The 18,650-nt window shown below is 42.2% G+C and carries 17 protein-coding genes and 2 riboswitches; of the genes, 4 read left to right on the top strand and 13 right to left on the bottom strand.

Annotated features, from left to right (window positions below):
- Positions 1-73: 73 nt before the first annotated feature.
- From ADA55_RS23930 to ADA55_RS23915, 4 genes are read right to left on the bottom strand one after another with little or no spacing between them, the layout of a single operon-like run.
- The gene (locus tag ADA55_RS23930) at positions 74-955 is read right to left on the bottom strand and encodes a metal ABC transporter permease (protein WP_048688183.1); all 882 of its coding nucleotides are present in this window, start codon (positions 953-955) and stop codon (positions 74-76) included.
- On the bottom strand, positions 952-1,875 hold the full coding sequence (locus ADA55_RS23925) for a metal ABC transporter permease (RefSeq protein WP_048688180.1): 924 nt from the start codon (positions 1,873-1,875) through the stop codon (positions 952-954). The genes ADA55_RS23930 and ADA55_RS23925 overlap by 4 nt, the downstream gene beginning before the upstream one ends.
- Positions 1,876-1,885: 10 nt before the next feature.
- Positions 1,886-2,641: a metal ABC transporter ATP-binding protein gene (locus ADA55_RS23920; RefSeq protein ID WP_048688176.1), complete on the bottom strand. Its 756-nt coding sequence runs from the start codon at positions 2,639-2,641 to the stop codon at positions 1,886-1,888.
- 12 nt (positions 2,642-2,653) lie between these two features.
- The gene (locus ADA55_RS23915) at positions 2,654-3,577 is read right to left on the bottom strand and encodes a metal ABC transporter solute-binding protein, Zn/Mn family (protein ID WP_048688172.1); all 924 of its coding nucleotides are present in this window, start codon (positions 3,575-3,577) and stop codon (positions 2,654-2,656) included.
- A 631-nt stretch (positions 3,578-4,208) separates the two neighbouring features.
- Here ADA55_RS23915 and ADA55_RS23910 point away from each other — a divergent pair.
- Positions 4,209-5,171: a LacI family DNA-binding transcriptional regulator gene (locus tag ADA55_RS23910; protein ID WP_048688169.1), complete on the top strand. Its 963-nt coding sequence runs from the start codon at positions 4,209-4,211 to the stop codon at positions 5,169-5,171.
- A gap of 257 nt (positions 5,172-5,428) precedes the next feature.
- Positions 5,429-5,613, top strand: a riboswitch (Lysine riboswitch).
- Positions 5,614-5,709: 96 nt separating this feature from the next.
- Positions 5,710-7,161, top strand: coding sequence for an amino acid permease (locus ADA55_RS23905; protein ID WP_048688168.1), 1,452 nt, complete (start codon positions 5,710-5,712; stop codon positions 7,159-7,161).
- 49 nt (positions 7,162-7,210) lie between these two features.
- On the opposite strand, the gene ADA55_RS23900 is transcribed toward ADA55_RS23905, so the two are convergent.
- The 7 genes from ADA55_RS23900 to ADA55_RS23870 all read right to left on the bottom strand — a co-directional run bounded on the left by ADA55_RS23900 (position 7,211) and on the right by ADA55_RS23870 (position 14,274).
- Positions 7,211-8,890: a glycoside hydrolase family 13 protein gene (locus ADA55_RS23900; RefSeq protein ID WP_048688166.1), complete on the bottom strand. Its 1,680-nt coding sequence runs from the start codon at positions 8,888-8,890 to the stop codon at positions 7,211-7,213.
- An 85-nt stretch (positions 8,891-8,975) separates the two neighbouring features.
- A complete protein-coding gene (locus ADA55_RS23895; protein ID WP_048688163.1) occupies positions 8,976-10,058 on the bottom strand; it encodes a Ger(x)C family spore germination protein in 1,083 nt (360 codons plus the stop codon).
- On the bottom strand, positions 10,055-11,155 hold the full coding sequence (locus ADA55_RS23890) for a GerAB/ArcD/ProY family transporter (protein WP_048688158.1): 1,101 nt from the start codon (positions 11,153-11,155) through the stop codon (positions 10,055-10,057). The genes ADA55_RS23895 and ADA55_RS23890 overlap by 4 nt, the downstream gene beginning before the upstream one ends.
- Before the next feature lie 24 nt (positions 11,156-11,179).
- A complete protein-coding gene (locus ADA55_RS23885; protein WP_048688155.1) occupies positions 11,180-12,691 on the bottom strand; it encodes a spore germination protein in 1,512 nt (503 codons plus the stop codon).
- A 139-nt stretch (positions 12,692-12,830) separates the two neighbouring features.
- Positions 12,831-13,382: a YhcN/YlaJ family sporulation lipoprotein gene (locus ADA55_RS23880; protein WP_048688153.1), complete on the bottom strand. Its 552-nt coding sequence runs from the start codon at positions 13,380-13,382 to the stop codon at positions 12,831-12,833.
- 54 nt (positions 13,383-13,436) lie between these two features.
- The gene (sugE, locus tag ADA55_RS23875) at positions 13,437-13,757 is read right to left on the bottom strand and encodes a quaternary ammonium compound efflux SMR transporter SugE (protein WP_034310082.1); all 321 of its coding nucleotides are present in this window, start codon (positions 13,755-13,757) and stop codon (positions 13,437-13,439) included.
- Positions 13,758-13,805: 48 nt separating this feature from the next.
- A riboswitch (guanidine-I (ykkC/yxkD leader) is annotated at positions 13,806-13,904 on the bottom strand.
- 40 nt (positions 13,905-13,944) lie between these two features.
- The gene (locus tag ADA55_RS23870; RefSeq protein ID WP_048688149.1) at positions 13,945-14,274 is read right to left on the bottom strand and encodes a DUF948 domain-containing protein; all 330 of its coding nucleotides are present in this window, start codon (positions 14,272-14,274) and stop codon (positions 13,945-13,947) included.
- Between the two features lie 118 nt (positions 14,275-14,392).
- On the opposite strand from ADA55_RS23870, the gene ADA55_RS23865 reads away from it, so the two are divergent.
- Entirely contained in the window at positions 14,393-14,572 is a 180-nt protein-coding gene (locus ADA55_RS23865; RefSeq protein ID WP_034310080.1) for a hypothetical protein, read from the top strand.
- A gap of 660 nt (positions 14,573-15,232) precedes the next feature.
- On the opposite strand, the gene ADA55_RS28920 is transcribed toward ADA55_RS23865, so the two are convergent.
- Positions 15,233-15,439 carry a hypothetical protein gene (locus tag ADA55_RS28920; protein WP_082162901.1) on the bottom strand — a complete coding sequence of 69 codons (207 nt, stop codon included), beginning with the start codon at positions 15,437-15,439 and terminating at the stop codon, positions 15,233-15,235.
- Positions 15,440-15,644: 205 nt separating this feature from the next.
- Here ADA55_RS28920 and ADA55_RS23860 point away from each other — a divergent pair, with 205 nt between their 5' ends.
- Complete coding sequence (locus tag ADA55_RS23860) at positions 15,645-16,265, top strand: RraA family protein (RefSeq protein WP_048688145.1); 621 nt, start codon at positions 15,645-15,647, stop codon at positions 16,263-16,265.
- Between the two features lie 54 nt (positions 16,266-16,319).
- Here the strand turns inward: ADA55_RS23860 and ADA55_RS23855 are convergent, their stop codons facing one another.
- Positions 16,320-18,287 (bottom strand): LTA synthase family protein, encoded by a 1,968-nt coding sequence (locus ADA55_RS23855; RefSeq protein WP_048688142.1) that lies wholly within the window; start codon positions 18,285-18,287, stop codon positions 16,320-16,322.
- Between the last annotated feature and the right edge of the window lie 363 nt (positions 18,288-18,650).

Below are 18,650 nucleotides of genomic sequence, written 5' to 3'. Positions count from 1 at the left end.
AATCACAACTATATCGAAGAATAGTTTACAGGCCTCATGGAGTTATTTCCATGAAGCCTGCAGGCATGGAGAGCTATGCATGTGATTCCTTTGATTTTCTCCGTTTCAGCAATAGGCTGACCAATCCATTGCCAGGGGAGAAGAGAAAGGCCAATCCGAATAATATGGCGGCCGAACCCACCATGCAACCTGATATCGAGGCATCCAAAATGGTGGCTGAATAGTAGCCGATGACGGAACTTAGCACCCCAACCCCGATACTGACCAATATCATGCGGCTTAAACGGTCTGACAGCAGATAGGCCGTTGCCGCAGGTATGATGAGCATCCCAACTACTAAAATGGAACCTACACTATCAAAAGAAGCAACAGTTGTCAGTGAAATGAGGCTCATCAATAAGTAATGAAAGAACAGTACAGGAATTCCCATCGCGGCAGCAAGTGATGGATCAAATGAAACGAGTTTAAACTGTTTGAAGAAAAGGAAAATCAGTAAGAGGTTCAGGATAAAACAACTGCCGACTATCCAAACAGCTTTTGGTCCAGCCTCGATTCCAGCGATTGTCATCGTGTTCCACGGAGTATAGGCTATTTCCCCATAAAGGACATGTTCCAGGTCAAAATCTATTTGTTGCGTGTACAAGCTCACAAGTACGATCCCCGTTGCAAAGAGGGAAGTGAATACAATCCCGATCGCAGCGTCGGATTGAACGCCCGACGATTGGAAAAGCTGGATCAAGAATACGGTAAGCAAGCCGAGCGCAGCAGCCCCGATCAGCATTGGAACCGAATCCCGGGTTCCGGTTATTAAAAATGCCAATACGATTCCCGGCAAAACGGAATGACTGATTGCATCCCCAATCAACGTCATTTTCCTGACTATCAAAAAACACCCTAATACACTACAAGAACCCGCCACTAATGCTCCGACTAAGATAATCCAAAAATCATTCATGATGAGTGGCTCCCTTTCCTTCTATCCTTTTCGAGAGAATATTTCTTTTTCGTCGAAACCCTTCTCCATATAGATGAAAGCACTCCGCGTTTAGGTGCAAAAAGCATGGAAAAGAAAAACCATACCGTCGCGGATAAGACAATTAACGGTCCTGTCGGCAAATCATTGACAGAGGTACTGATCAACGTTCCAGACACACCGCTCAACATTCCGAATATACCAGACAGGATGACCATGATATGCAGGCGCTCCGTCCAATATCTCGCGGATACCGCAGGTGTTATCAGTAAAGATGCCATCAATACGACGCCTACTGCCTGGATACCGATCACTACAGCTGCCACGATCAGCATCATGATGAAATAATCCAGAAAAACAACCGGCAATCCCATCCCCTTAGCAAACCCGGGATCAAAGGACAGTAATTTGAATTCTTTAAAAAATACGGTACAAGTGAAAATGAGAATAAAGGAAACCGTCATCATCATATATACATCGGACATGACCATTGACGCCGTCTGTCCGAATAAAAAGGTATCCAATCCGCTTTGGTTTCCATACTCGCTCTGCTGGATTTGCGTAAGCATCACAATTCCGAAACCAAAGAAAGAGGATAAGACGATTCCCAAGGCCGCATCCTGCTTGATCTTACTGTATCTCGTAAGCACACTGATCAAGAAGACAGCGACTAAGCCAGCCAGGGCGGCACCTATCAAAAAGTAGGAAGTGGATTTCACTCCAGTTAACATGAAGGCGACACAGATACCGGGTAACGCTGCATGTGCGAGCGTGTCGCCAAGCAAAGACTGCTTTCTGAGGTAGGCAAAGCTGCCGATGACCCCGCTGCTTAATCCGAGGAACATCGTGCCAAGCAATATCCACCTTGTATTTGGATCGGTGATAATGTCCATTATATTCATCGTGTACACCTCATTTTAATAAAAGGCCGGACTTTGTGTCTGATAGTATCGCTAGGCGGCCTCCATATGTTGCCTGTAGGTATTCGGGAATGAACACTTCATCTGTCGGACCTATTTTCATCACCTTCTTATTCAATAACATCGTCCAGTCGAAATATTCCTTCACGGTGGATAGGTCATGGTGCACAACCAGAACGGTTTTGCCTTTTTCCTTCAATTCCATCAGCAATTGTATGATCGCTTTCTCTGTTGCGGCATCCACCCCTACGAACGGTTCATCCATAAAATAAATATCCGCTTCCTGTGCCAATGCACGGGCCAGGAATATCCGTTGCTGCTGTCCGCCTGATAGCTGGCTGATCTGGCGGTTTGCGTATTCAGCCATCCCCACCTTCTCCAGGCACTCCATCCCCTTCTGCCTTTCGGACTTCCCAGGTCGCCTCAGCCATCCGAGATGACCATATCTGCCCATCATCACGACATCAAGTGCGTTGGTCGGAAAATCCCAATCCACTGACTCCCGCTGTGGTACATAGCCGATACTCTTCCTCATCGATTTATAAGTAGAGCCCTTTATCGTGATGTGCCCCGATATTTTTGGGATCAATTCGAGTATCCCCTTTATCAAAGTGGACTTCCCTGCTCCATTGGGGCCTATGATTCCGATTAAATTCCCTTCCGGCACCTCAAATGAGACATCTTCGACAACCGGCTTCTTATGATAAGCAATCGTTAAATTCTCGACCTTCAAAGCTGCTTGATTCATAGTTTCTCCCCCCTATTTCAAAGCACGGACGATGGTGTCCGTATTATGACGGACCATTCCGATATACGTTCCTTCTTCCGTCCCTCTTTCACCCATGGCATCCGAGAACAATTCACCGCCGATTTCCACTTTATGGCCCTGCTTACCTGCTCCTTGAATGACAGCCTCGATAGCCTTCCTCGGTACGCTTGACTCTATGAAAATCGCTTTTATTTTGTTCTCCACAAGATAGTTCCGCATATCCGTCACATCTTTTGATCCATATTCCGATAATGTATTGATCCCCTGGAGCCCTCTTACGTCCAGGCCATATGACTGCCCGTAGTATCCAAAAGCATCATGTGCCGTAACGAGCACCCGTTGATCTTCAGGCACTTTATTGATTTCCTCATGGACATATTTATCAAGTTCCTCCAATTGCAGAACGTACTCCTCATAATTTTCACGATACTCCGCTTCATGGTCCGGGTCCTTGGCAATCAATTCTTTCTTAACTGCCTCCGCCGCAACGATCCAAAGCTTTACATCAAACCAAACGTGGGGATCATGCTCCGTTGCACCCACTTTGCGAAGTTGGTTCTCCTTGAAGTCTTCCGTTACGGCAATCGTCGGTTTATCCTTGCTCATCATTTCAAATATATCCGTCATTTTCCCTTCAAGATGCAATCCGTTATAAAAAATCATATCAGCCGAATCCAGTGTCTTCACATCACCCTGCGTCGCTTTATATAGATGGGGGTCGACTCCCGGTCCCATTAAACTTGAGACCTCGACATGTTTACCGCCGATATTCTCAACCAAATCCCCAATCATTCCCGTTGTTGTAACGACATCCAGCTTGCCATTGCCATTATCGCTTTCGGCCGTATCATTGCCGCACCCCGTTAAAACCAGCAATGCAGCAAGCACGCCTCCAATAGATTTAAGAAAACCCATCCATATTCCCTCCCTTTTTCATCTTTCTAAAATAGTTTGCCATGTGCAAAACTAAGTGTAAATTTTTTTACATTGTCGTAAATGCTAAAAAGTTTCCTCTACACAACTTATTTTATACTATACACAAATATACAAAAAAAGTGCAACTATTTTTAAACATTTCAAAAAGGCAAATGACTTTTACATACAGCAAAAACTGTCAGGAAGCTCCACTAGGCAGCTTCCTGACAGTCAGTCATTCCGTATGATGAAATTATATTTATATTGTGGAGTTTTACTGGTGAACATAACTAGGGGAGCTATTTCTGGACGACGTGAAATTCACGAGTAAACGCGGTTTCCGCGCATAAAGCCGCGGACTTCTTGACGGGCATTGCCACTCATTTCTCCTGTTTCAAGGAAATGGCCAAGTACGCAAATCCCAATTCGATTCCGCAAAGCACAAACAGGGTGATTAAAGTTTGGAACATCATGATTTCCTCCTCCTCTAAGACTTAGACCAATCTTAAAGGATGAAACCAATACCATAACAAGACCTTATTTGAAGAAATCTTCAGCAGTCCCACACTGTTCCCTTGCCCTGAAATGGGTTTCATACTGTACAATATAAAAAAAGAAAAACGGTGATACCATGACAAATATTAAAGAAATAGCTCAATGTGCTGGTGTATCTGTCTCAACAGTGTCTCGTGTATTGAATGATCATCCATATGTAAGCCCCGATAAAAGAAAGAGCGTCTTAGAAGCGATCAATCGTTTGAATTATACGAGAAACATCAACGCCATTCATCTTTCAAAAGGGAAAACCAACCTTATCGGCGTCATCATCCCCTTCAACAATCACCCATATTACGGGGCAATCGTTAACGGAATCACAAAACAGGCAAATGCAATTGGCTGTCATATCGTCATCTTTCAAACAAATTATGACAGGGAGAAAGAGATCCAGGCTTTTAATATGCTGCAAATGAAGCAGCTCGATGGCATTATCGTTTGTTCAAGGATTTCGGAAATGAAAATCCTCTTGGATTATCAAAAATACGGACCGATTATTTTATGTGAAGATACCGCCCAGGCTGAATTCTCATCCATCAGCATTGATCATTATGCAGCTTTCTCCTGTGCCCTTGAGTACGTGATTGCTAAAGGATATAAGAAAATCGGATACAGCCTCGGCCGTAAAAAGAGCAGAAATAGTTCCCATCGTACAAAGGCCTTTAACGATATCATGAGTAAACATCAACTGATAAACAATGAAGCATGGCTGTTTGAAGGCAGTTATCACATCAAAGACGGTGAACAATTGTTTCAGGAATGGAATTCGATGATGGATAAACCTGAAGCCATCATCATCACGAATGATGACACGGCGGCGGGCTTCATTCTTACCGCTAGGAAATCGGGTATAAGGGTACCGGAAGATGTGGCCATTCTCGGCTTCAATAATGATAGCCTTGGCGAAATGCTCGACATCACGACCATTTCCTTACCGCTGGAATGGATCGGGAAAATGGCAGTGGATCTCTTTGAGAATCCTGAAGAGGTCAAACATGTAAAACTGGACTATGCCCTAATAAAACGGAAAACCGTTTAGTTATCAGGATGTGCTATATTTTAGTATATCGTCACTTGATTCTTCCTTCCTGCCTTCATTCATTAACTAGGGAAAAATAACCACATAAAATAATCATTGCGATATCCCAGAAGTTATTTTATAATTTTGATATAGTAAAGTTTACTCAATTACTAGCAATCTATTAGCGATTGCATGAATTTCATGAGTAAAATCGTCCGACGTCACCTACAAACTGACGCCAACGATTTTAGAAAATTGAATACTTCCTCATTTACCGATGAGTTAGAGGCTGCAGCTTATAAAAGTAAAACGGACGAGATTCTGGAAAATTAAAGACTCCGTTTGAAAGGATAAGTTGCCGAAGTTAGGGTATATTCCATGTATATTCTTGCTGGCGGTGTAACCGAATAGGAACACCACTGTCACGTTTTTTTTAAAAGCGTGGGGAGCTATCTTCGGAAGGATAAACGGGTTTATTATAAACAGCCGTCGATCTTTTTCGACTGCTGTTTTTTTATTTTTCGTTCCCTTCCAATAAAAAGGAGTGTAACATCAATTGTCAAATTCACAATCACCTTCAAGCCCTACTGAATTGAAAAGGAGCCTGAAAGCGCGTCATTTAATGATGATTTCATTAGGTGGAACGATAGGAACAGGTTTATTTTTAGCAAGTGGCGGTGCCATTCATTCAGCCGGTCCCGGCGGTGCCTTGGTGGCATACGCGGTCATCGGCATCATGGTTTATTACTTAATGACAAGTCTTGCAGAAATGGCAGCGTTCATGCCAGTGGCCGGTTCGTTCCGTGTCTATGCATCCAAATTCGTCGATCCGTCCTTCGGTTTTGCGATTGGTTGGAACTACTGGTATAACTGGGCAATCACCATTGCCGCCGAATTGGCAGCCGTTGTCTTAATTATGAAGTTCTGGTTCCCGGATAGCCCTTCATTTATCTGGAGTGCCATTGCGTTAATCACTATGTTTCTTATCAATTACATGTCAGTTAAAGGTTTCGGGGAAACAGAATTCTGGTTTGCCATGATCAAGGTCGTGACAGTCGTCATTTTCTTGATTACGGGTGTTCTGATCATTCTCGGAATCATGGGTGGGAATGACCCAATCGGTTTTTCCAATTTCACAATGGGCGAAGGTCCCTTTAACGGAGGGTTCTTCACGATTCTAGGCGTATTCATGGCTGCCGGCTTTTCTTTCCAAGGAACGGAATTGCTTGGAGTGACTGCTGGTGAAAGTGAAGATCCAGAAAAAAATATCCCAAAAGCGATCAGATCCGTTTTCTGGCGCATCCTCTTGTTCTATATCCTTGCAATTTTCGTTATTGGAATGATCATTCCGTTTACGGATTCACGTTTATTGAGTCAAGATGTTGCCGTAAGTCCATTCACGCTTGTATTTGAACGGGCCGGCCTTGCATTTGCTGCATCCATCATGAACGCGATCATTTTATCATCCGTACTCTCTGCCGGTAACTCTGGCATGTACGCTTCAACCCGTATGTTATGGGACTTGGCACGTGATGGGAAAGCACCGAAATTCCTAGGTAAGTTAGATAAAAGAGGAGTGCCCGTGAATGCACTTATCGTGACTTCTTTAGTTGGCTGCGTTGCATTCTTAGCTTCATTTTTCGGGGATGGCGTCGTTTATATCTGGTTATTGAACGCTTCAGGCATGGCAGGATTCGTCACCTGGGTAGGGATTGCGATTGCCCATTATCGGTTCCGCAAAGCTTACGCCGCTCAAGGCCTTGATATGAATGCTTTACCATTCCGGGCAAAAGGCTTCCCATTCGGACCTATATTCGCACTTGTCCTTTGTATTATCATTATCATCGGACAAGGCTATCAGGCTTTCAGCAGCGATGGGATCGACTGGAATTCAATGTTCGTTTCCTACATTGGCTTGATTCTATTTTTCGTTCTATGGTTCGGCTATAAAATTAAGCATAAAACGAAAATCATTCCGCTTGAGGAATGTGACCTTAAATCAAAATAATACGCAAAGGACCTGTTCTTCCCTAACCGGAGAAGAACAGGTCCTTTTTTCATTTCAAATGATAAACACGGCATTCATATGGTTGCAGGGGTTTGCTGGAGATTCCTTCTTCCTCCTGATCATAATTGCCGATCAGCTTTGTGGCAGAATATGCATGCAGCTCTTCAGGCAAAGTATAAGAGGCCTGCTCTTCTTTAAAGTTGCACAGCACCAACAGCTTTTCTTCCTCAAACGATCTCGTGTAGGCAAATATTCGTTCATCATCCGGCAACAGCAGTTCAAAACGGCCATAAACGACGATATCATGTTCCTTGCGCAGTTGGATAAGCTTTTTATAAAAATGAAAAATGGAATTCGGATCATTGTAAGCCTTTTCTGCATTAATCTCGGGAAAATTGGGATTAACCTTAATCCAAGGGGTCCCTTTCGTGAATCCTGCGTTCCGGGAGTCATTCCACTGAATAGGTGTCCTCGCATTATCCCGGCTGCGGGCGTGGATGGCTGACATCATCCGCTCTTTTGACCAGCCATGAGAATGGACGAGTTCGTCATATGAATTCAATGTTTCGATATCCCGGTATTCATCGATATTTTCAAATGCAACATTGGTCATTCCCAGCTCTTCCCCTTGATATATATAAGGTGTACCTTGCAGCATATGAAGACAAGCGGCAAGCATCTTTGCGCTTTCAATACGATACTTTCCATCATTACCAAACCTTGAGACAACCCGGGGCTGATCATGGTTGTTCCAGTATAAACTGTTCCAGCCATCCCCCTCCAAACCAGTCTGCCACTTAGAGAGGATTCGCTTTAAATCGGTTAGCTTCCATTTATCGTTACTCCATTTCCCTTCTGGTCCCCTCCCCAAATCCATATGTTCGAATTGAAAGACCATATGTAGCTCACCACGATCTTTACCTGTGAACAATTGCGCTTCCTCCGGTGTGACGCCTGGCATTTCCCCAACCGTAATCACGTCATGCCCAGAAAGTGCCCGTTGATTGATTTCCTGCAGAAACTCATGTATGCGCGGTCCATTCAGGAAAAAGGGGCTTCCATCACCATACTGCTTCTCATGATGAACGGCTCCATCTGAATAGCTTTGATCTTTTGAAAGGAAGTCGATGACATCCATCCGGAAGCCATCGACACCCTTATCCAGCCACCAAGTCATGATGCTGTAAACTTCTTCACGGAGCTTAGGGTTCTCCCAGTTTAAATCCGGTTGTTTCCTGCTGAATAAATGTAAATAATATTCATCGGTTCTTTCATCATATGCCCATGCTGAACCTTTAAAAATCGACTCCCAATTATTTGGCTCTTTCCCATTCCTGCCAGGTTTCCAAATATAGTAATCACGTTTCGGATTGTCTTTTGAGGAACGGGATTCCTCGAACCATGGATGTTCATCTGAAGAATGATTGACCACCAGGTCCATCATGATCTTCATTCCACGTTCATGAACGGCCTTCAACAACCTATCGAAATCGGCCATGGTCCCGAATTCAGTCATGATTGCTTTATAATCACTGATATCGTACCCATTGTCATCATTGGGAGATTGATAAACTGGGGATAGCCATATCACGTTCACACCCAGCTCTTGTAAATAATCTAGCTTCATCAAAATCCCGTTTATATCACCAATACCATCGCCATCACTATCCATAAAACTCCTTGGATACACTTGATACACAACTGCCTCTTTCCACCATGCTTTGTCCATGCTTTTCCCCCTTTTTTAGCCGCATTGACACAATCCTTACACCAATACCCTATTATAAAGGGGGAAACTCCAGAATATTCTACTTTTATTCAGCTATTCCCGTTTGAATCATTTCAATATCCAGATCGACCTCGATTGGAATATCGGGATATGCCTCCTCCCAATGTTTTTGATCAAAATTTCTTGTTTTACTTTTAGCATGATCACCGAGTGCAAGCGGATCTATATGGTTCTCCTGAAACATGGTTACCATCTCATTTAATTTTTTGCCAATGACCTGCTCGGCCCTGGCCTCTATTTTATTCAGGTCGACCGCTTTGCCCAAGTCGTAGCCTTGGACCTCTAGCAGACTCGCTTTCATTTTCACTTCAATCCTGACCTTTGGGTCTTGATTGGCATTCGAAATATGATAATGGACACGTGACTCCACGTTATTGATATCGGTAAAGTCATTTTCCTTCCATTTAATTTCATAACTCCCCAGCTTAAAATTTTCACTAAGGACCTTATATAAAAAGCCGTCTTCATAAGGTATATATTTGCCAATATAACGATCCGTTTTAAACAAGGCGATCCCCCTTACCCGTATTTGGTCTCCTGTTGTTTCCAATAAGGGCAAGACCGGATCGATCCCTTTACCATGACACGCATATAAATACCTGTGAAGATCTACATCAGGCAAATTAGTCCTTATATTCTGTTCGATCAGCTCCTTCACTTGAACCCCTGGCGTTTTAATCAACTTCGGCTCCATTTTAACTACATCCTCCGCTTTGCCATGAACGACCGCTAAATACAAATCCCTTCCCACCATTGGGTCACGCCTATATGTATCGACATAATCATTCAACCCCTTACTTGCCAATTCTTCACCATATAGAGTGACTGTCAGTCTCCCGCCGACAATCGGGTATGGTGTTTTTGCATTTTCCTGCTGGCGGGCCGCCTTTATATCATGGGAGTCCGCTTCATATACTTCTTTACCCAGATCTGCTTCCTCCCCAGGCTGAGGAACGCTGACAACGACCGTTCCTTTGATTTTCTTGTCTCCGGCATCATCATAACCTACGACTTCAGCAATTAATATATCTTCTAATATTTGCTTTTCCACGCCGCACGCCGTCATCAAAAAGCTTGCTAATGTTATCAAGAGAAGTTTGATTTTCATGATTTATGCCCCCTGAATTTATAGACGATCGACTGCCATATGAATAAGAGAGGAAGATACAAATAAACGATATAAAAACCAATTTGCGAACTGATCGTGTTAAACTTATCGATTCTATAGCGGTTATCCAAAAAAATGCAGGAAGCCAAAATGATGATCAGAATGAGAACCAACATCTTTTTTTGTCTAAATCCGAATACTCTTTTCGCTGTCCTGCTTGCTGCCCAAACCCCTAGGCAAACATTCGGCAGCACCATGAACAGCCAAACGGAAATCCCTATGTATTCGAACCTTTCAATGAATGGAAGGTCTACAATTTTCCATAACGTCAAAGTTGCCCAAATTACATCTTTCAGCTGATCCTGATGATAGTAGGCTAATGTAACAAGTATGGATACTACATAGATCACCATAGTGAACAACGCCCCTAAGTGGGCCCACTTTTGAGATTTTTCACGATTTTTAATGAAAGGATAATAAATGAGGATTAATTCAAAACCAAGGTAATTCAGGGTCATCTTCTTACAGGCCTTCATGATTTCCAAAAAGGAATGATCAAGAAAAGGACCCAAATTTTCAAAGTGGGCGTACTTCAAAGGGAAATAATTCAAAAGGAATAATGGCGATCCGATCATAAGGCCGATTATGCAAAAACCGGTAATGACCCTGAAACCTCCCTCCACAAAGCGATATACGAGAATTAGAATGATGGTTATCAGCATCAGGACATTGACACCTGGGAACATCCAAACCTGAATGACTTCTAAATAAGTCCTGATAAGAATGATGGAAATCATTATGAAGTAGAGGATGAATAATATATTGAAAGCATTTCCGACCCATTTACCAAACAAATCCTTGTGGATGGCAACCAAATCAAGTGTTTGGGGGCCCCTGCCCAAAAGCTTGAAACACATCCAAAGCAGAACATTTATGATCAACCCTGATATCAGGACCGATATCCATGCGTCTTGGCCAGCCTCTTTCGCTATGATCCGTTCAAACCCCAATATCCCTACTCCAATCTGCATGCCGGGCATGAGGAAAAAAACAAAAAATGGAGATATTTGTTTTGTTTCATTTGGTTTGACTTCCATTCCTTCTCACCGCTTTCTACTTCCTTATTCATCGATATCATTACGGGTGTTTCGTTTTTCCGCCTCTTTCCTTATCCTTAGTGGATTTTCCGTCCGCAGAAACTGCGGGCGTTTTTTCTGCTTTGAAAAAGGGAGGCGAATCAGACTATCTTTAAAGTCATGAATTCTTAACGGGTAAAGCGGGTCTAAATAAGGACTGCCAAGCGAAGTCAATTTCAATAAATGACTTAAAATGAATGCACTGCATAAAGCTATTCCAAACAGCCCGTATAACTGGGCAGCAATTAGAAAGGGAAAGCGGATAAGGCGAATCGTATTGCTGATTTGGTAAATCGGCACCGTAAATGAAGCCAAGGCAGCCAAAGCGACAAGCATCAACAAGACATTACTGACAAATCCCGCTTCCACAGCGGCTGAACCGATGACTATACCGCCAACAATGCCGATGGTCGAGCCAACCTTGGCAGGCAGCCTGACCGCCGCTTCCCTCAGCAATTCGATCGTGCCTTCCAGCACGATCGCTTCCAAGATCGGCGGAAAAGGGATCACTCCCCTGGATGATATTAAGATTGGCAGCAAATCCGTTGGGATCACTTGATAATGATAGGTTAAAACGGCCACATACAGAGGTGATGACAAAACGGAAAACAGCACGGCGAAAAGCCGAATCAAACGGAATGAAGTACCGAGATTCCAAATTTGAAAATAATCTTCAAATGACGAGAAGAATGAAATGATGGTATTGGGACCAACCAATGCATGAGGAGATCCATCCAGCATGATCCCTATTTTCCCTTCCGATAATACACTGGCCAGATGATCAGGCCGCTCCGTATCAATCAATTGCGGGAACATCGAATTCCGATTATCCGTGATCATCTGGCTTACGAACGAAATATCGACGATCGTATCATATTCTATATCTTCTATTCTCTGTATGACCGTCTTGATGATCTGTTGATTTACCACCCCATCTATGTAGAGTACCGCTATCCTTGTTTGCGAGATGCTCCCGACCCTAAATTCCTTGGACTGCAATTCAGGAGTGGGCAATCTGTTACGGATCAGATTCAAATTCGAATCAAGCGATTCAACAAACGCTTCCTTGGATCCAACGACCGTATACTCCGACTCAGGTGTTGAAATTTGCCTTTTCACACTGTGAACACACGGAATGAGCAAACACATTTCATCATCTTGCTTGTATTGAATCATGATCGATCCTTCCAAAACCAATCTTTGAATGTCTTTTAAATCAGCCGTCAATTTCATATCTTCCATCGGAATATCGCCTTTTAGTTGCTTAAGGACCTTCTTTGGTTGATTCGACATGACCGCCAATACTTGTTCGTGGAGCTGTTGAACACTGACCAGTGAATTGAAGTAGGAGATGATATAGCCATCATCATTCGGGAATTGGAAGGTAAGAAAATCATTAGATGCTTTAAACTTTTTAAGGAGTTCCTGAAAATCCTTGGAAGTAACCTGAAAGGATGCTGAATCCGTTTCCCTCTTGTCCTTAAAAAACCTCACCATCCCACCCCCAATACAAAGTTTTTCGTTCATTCGATTATTGTAACCACCCTATTTAAAGTTAGTCATGTTCCACATCTTTAAAATAGGAAAAGACCTATCCGGAATCCACCGGATAGGTCTTTACTTCTTAATTTTCCAATTATCTTGGACTTGGAAAGATCCGTGTTACAAGTTCACGGAACTCTTCAGCAAATCCTTCAACGGGTTTTCCATTCTCGATATCATTCGCATACCCATCCATTCTTTGAACAAAGTCCGGATTTGCCGACACATAAACTTGGTCTACAGATGGATCTGCTGCCCTTACTGCATCAGCAACCCTTTCTTTAAGGTCATTCGAGATATCCTTTTCCCCGCCGTCTTTTAATACTGCGCCTACATAGGCATTATTTTCAGTCACGATGACATTTGCGTTACTTACTTCCTTCAAAGCTTCGACTCGATTTGAGATATCCTCTGAGACCCTCATACCGTTTACGCCATTATCATTATTATCATTATTGATATTATTATCATTATTGACATTATTAACATTTTGCCTTGTGTCGCCTACATTCATCGGATTATCCAAATTATCCTGATGAGTACGATTCAGGCCAAGATTTTCACTGGCATCTTCGTTATCATTCGTTGCACAACCTGTAATCACTAAAGCCATCATTGCACTTGATACTATCGCTTTATAGTTCATATTCTTCACTCCTCAAAAATCATTTAACATTACTATTTGCGAGGAGTGGGCAGATTATTCAGAAGAAGTGACCTTCAAGCCGATAATTCCAACCAAAATAAAACCGGCGAATACCAATCGCATCGCATCCTTAGGCTCGTTAAAAACGATGATGCCTACCAGAACAGCCCCAAGAGCCCCTATTCCAGTCCAGATTGCATACGCTGTTCCCATAGGCAGAGTTTTTATCGCCGATGACAAAAAATAAAAACTAATAACCATGCCAGCAATCGTTATGATAGAAGGTAATAATTTCGTAAAACCCTCGGTATACTTTAGACTTGTCGCCCATACCACTTCAAATAATCCTGCAATCACCAATTGAATCCATGCCATCTTTTCCGCCTCCAATTACAGAAAAAGCCCGGGAGGTCATCTTTCATAACCTCCCGGGCTTTTTTCCCTCCGTGTACGCAGATTACTGCGCGTTTCTCTTGGACCATTCCGGTAACATTCAACCGAGGAACCCTAGAAACATAGTATTTCCATACTATATCATGTACATTTCAGATCGTTCAAACACTTATGCATCGCTTCTGTTTCTAAGCTTCCACTTGTCACCTTTTATTGAAAACCAAATAATCTTAAAGGGTTCAGGTATTTCTTTAGCCGCCTCAACCGTATATTGGACAGCCTCTTTTTTATATTCAACATCTTCAGTGATTTCTTGCTGGGTCATGGCGAGTTGGTCCGTTTCCGATTTAATCTGATCCGTTTTGGCCTGGATGCGTGTAACGGTTTGATTCACATTTTCAATTGTCGGTTTGGTATCCTTAAATGTTTTAAAAGCAAAAAACGCTAAATAAATAATCGATCCGATAAAGAGGGCAAGACTAATATATACAATGATCACCTAGATTCCTCCTTTTATTTTACCTTTACTATACCCGTAATAATTGAGCAGAAAACGAATCCCCATGTATTTTCTTTTATGCCTGGTCATATTATTGAAAGTAAAAGGAGGAATGAAAATGAATCAAATGCCTCTTCTTAAAGCCTGTTTTAAAGCTGGAATCCACTTCATTAGACATATGACCATACAGCAGGCCGCCACGATTGCAGGAATCATTTTTTTAATCATTCATCCAGAAGTTTTCAGCCCCCTTTGGCTTACATTGGCAACATCCGTCTTGATTCTGCTCCTGCTTTGAAGATTGTAAGTATCCCTGCACACTGGCTGTGTTATGGATTTCTTCGCTGACACCCCCATCCAGATCAGTAAAAAATACCGAGGATATGCACCAGCATTCTACCCTTGCTTCGGAAGAATGTTCCTGTACGGATCAAACTGCCATGGAGACCCGACCATTACTATTGCTAGGACTGTATCTATGCAGGATTTCAATCTTCATAGCGATGATCTATACAGTTTAATCAATCGTTTGATTAAAACGGAATTGGACTTCAACCCCCTTGTGACAGCTGAGCTTCCCTCCCCCTTCAGATGTTAATTACACTACACTTACCATTTTATCAAACGGAAAACTATTACTTTATTCAACAGTTCAGGAATTTGCCCACCACGGCGATTTCAGATGCAATGGAAGGGTGAGCAATCACCTTAAGTTTTAATCAACCAATGAAGAATGTAGGCAAAAGGGTTCCATCTAAGAGTTAAACAATTGGAGCAGGTGTGCGAGACTCCTGCGGAAATGCGCGTCCAGAAAAAAGAACCCACAGGCCCAGAAGCCGCAGAGAGGCTACCGGAGGAGTAACTTTCAAATTGTACAAACCGTAAAAAAACTTTAGGCAAATTCGATTTTCATCGAGTTTATCTAAAGCCTGAAGCCCCTCTAAAATGGGTCTTTTCATTAATATAATGGTTGTGTGTTCTGACAGGGCGGAAATGCATTTATATCCTGAATCATATAAAAATCGTATTGTTTTAAGGCGAATTGTGCTTGATACATATATTCAATAACAAGAAGCTTTTCACCTGAAGTACCACACAAAACACCTGACGTCCCTTGTCCATTCGTTAATGAAATCCCAACAGGCTGACCTATTAAATAGCTAATTTTTTGTTGCCATGTCCTTCAAGCACATCCTATTAAAAATGAAAAAATGGGCGGTTTATTTCTTAAAAATTCGCAGTTCGGTTATGAACCGGCCTAACAGACAGAACAACACTTACCATTTTATCAAGCTGAAAACTATCAGAAAATTACGAAGTTTGTGTATAATTAGGCTATATTCATTAACTCTTAAGGAGGAATCATAGTCATGGATAATCATATTCAACAGTTCAGGAATTTGCCCACCACGGCGATTTCAGATGCAATGGATGGGTTGAGCAATCTGGATTCGGCAATAAAACCCTTAAAGGAAGAATTCCGGATGGCCGGACGGGCTTTGACCGTACAGATCCCCGTCGGTGATAATTCTGCCGTGTTAAAAGCAATCGGTGAAGCCAAGCCTGGGGATATAATTGTCGTTGACAGCAAGGGTGATACATACCGGGCTATAGCAGGAGACTTTGTTGTCGGCATGATGCAGACCATGGAAATAGGCGGCCTCGTAGTCGATGGGGTCATTCGCGACCTTGAAGCCATTAAAGAATTGAATTTCCCTGTATTCAGCAAAGGGACGACGGTTGCCTCTAGCGGCAAGGCAGGTGTAGGCGAAACCAATGTGCCCATATCATGTGGAGGTGTCACCGTATATCCAGGGGACATCATCATAGGGGACATAGATGGAGTCGTGGTCGTGCCCAAAGATAAGGGTGAAGAAATCCTGGTCAAAGCAAAGGATAAAATCACCAAAGACGAACAGCGTGCTGAAAAATATGCCGGGAAGCCTGATGAAATCAGAAAGTATATTGCCATGATGACCAATAAAGGATGACGCATAAAAAAACAGGCAGGAAGCGATGGCTTCCTGCCTGTTCTTTCATTAGCCTTATTTATCGGTCTTTTCTTCCTTAGAACCTTCTTCATCATATGTGTAATCATAATCAGCAGGATCAATCGGTTTAAAGCCGTTTGGAGTATAGAAACGGAGTAAGTCGCCGTTCACTACTTGGTCGGATAAATTGAGCATCGTTTCAGCTCTCGTTTTATAATTGAGGATGGCATCATTTTCCTCGACCAATTCTCCCGTTTTAGTATCGTAGTATTTCCCTTTAATGGAAGTGACCTCCGGTGTTACAAAATCACCATTCCTGAAAGGTACCACTTCATTATGATCTTTTGACAATAAATCGGAACCGAATTGTACATAATCTTTAGATTCAATTCCTAACAGATGCAATAAAGTCGGGAGAAGGTCAATCTGTCCTCCGTATTGGTGCATTTCCCCGCCTTCAACACCTGGAACATGGATCAATAATGGTACACGTTGCAATTGGGCATTCTCAAATGCGCCAACATCCTCGCCAAGAACTTTTGACATGGCTTCTTTATGGTTTTCGGAAATACCATAATGATCACCATACATAACGATTACCGAGTTATCATATAGACCGGATTCCTTCAGATAATCGAAAAACTCTTTAAGCGCCTCATCGGCATAGCGTGCAGTTTGGAAGTAACTATCAACGGAAGCATCACCTGTCGTATGCTTGCCGATTGTTGCTTTTTCCTGGTCCATTGCATATGGGAAATGATGGGATACCGTTATGAATTTTGTATAGAAAGGCTGTTTAAGCGTTTCTAACATTGGAATCGATTCCTTAAAGAACGGCTTATCCATTAATCCATAACTTAGTACTTCCTCTTTATTTTCCATATTATAATGGTTTGCATCGAAGAACTGATTAAAACCAAGAGACTTATACATATTATCCCGGTTCCAGAAAGATTTGTAATTACCATGGAACACAGCAGATGTGTATCCTTGTTGTCCTAAAATAGCTGGTGCTGCTTGATACGTATTTTGGGAACGGTTTGTGAATGCTGCCCCCTGTGGTAAGCCGAACAGGGAATTTTCAAGCATGAATTCGGCATCCGCCGTTTTCCCTTGGCCTACTTGATGGAAGAAATTATCAAAGTGCATGAAATCTGATTTATCATGTGCAAGTGAGTTTAAAAATGGAGTTACTTCTTCCCCATTCAACTTATAATCGATAAGGAAATTCTGCATCGATTCCAAATGCAGGTAGATGACATTCTTGCCTTTGGCTGCCCCAAAATACTTAGGGTTCGGCTCAGCGCTTGTTGCCTTCGTATAGTTGACGACTTCGGCGATATCCGTACTGTTTGCAGTCGCACGCTGGGCGTATGTTTTAGTATTCTGAACGGCGTCATAAACCGTATAGTTGAACATGCCCAAGTATTTGACGATATAGTTCCGGTCGAATGTTCTTGATAACAATTGCGGGCGATCCTTTTCAGCAAGTCCCAAATTGATGGCAAAAATTGCTAGTCCCGCTAGGTAAACCATTCCAACTGTACGGCGTTTGACTTTGAAGTCTTCCGCTTTAAAGTCTTTGAATCTGTACAACACGATCAAAAGTATCGTATCAAGGAAATAAAATACATCATGGCCTTTAAATAATTCTAAAATACTCGGTCCCAAATCCCCGGCATTTTGCACTTGCGTCAAGGTTGGCAATGTAATGAAATCGGTAAATGACCGGTAATATACAATATTGAAGAATAACCATAAGGACATCAATAGGTTCAACCTGATGATCCATTTAAACGATTTTTTGCCTCTAGCCAATAGTGCCAAGCCAAAGAATAAAATGGCTGAACTAATCGGATTTATAAACAGTAAGAACTGTTGCAGGCCATTTTCAAGACCTAAGTTAAATTCAATTCGATATCCAATATAAGTTTTTATCCAAAACAAGACTACCGCAATAAAGAAAAAGCCTAGTATGTTATCTGCAAATAAATGCCGGCTTTTTTTAAGAAAATTATTCATGCTTTCACCTCTATTAATCTAGTGGTTTATTTATATAAATTTTTACAAACTTACAAAAGACGGAAAATCAGAAACCTTATAATAGCATTCTTTCACTTGGATAGTCAAGATTGTGAAAACCACCTTTTGTCACATCCATAACTCTTATATCCAGAATACTTCTTTAGCTTATGAACAAGCCTTTGAAAAAATAACAGAGTTTCGCCCGTCTCGAATGTTCAGCGCACCTATAACAAATATATAGGAAGTACATGTCTTAATCCAATAAATATTACCGTAATTTTTTGGTGTGACTGCGGATGACAGTCACTAAATATTTTAACGTCCTTCAGGCTTTTACCATTATAAACGAGTCTTTATAAA

Origin of the sequence: Bacillus sp. 220_BSPC (genome assembly GCF_001054655.1) — a bacterium.
Classification (GTDB): Bacteria; Bacillota; Bacilli; order Bacillales; family DSM-1321; genus Peribacillus; species Peribacillus frigoritolerans.
This window is presented reverse-complemented; position numbering and strand designations above follow the sequence as displayed.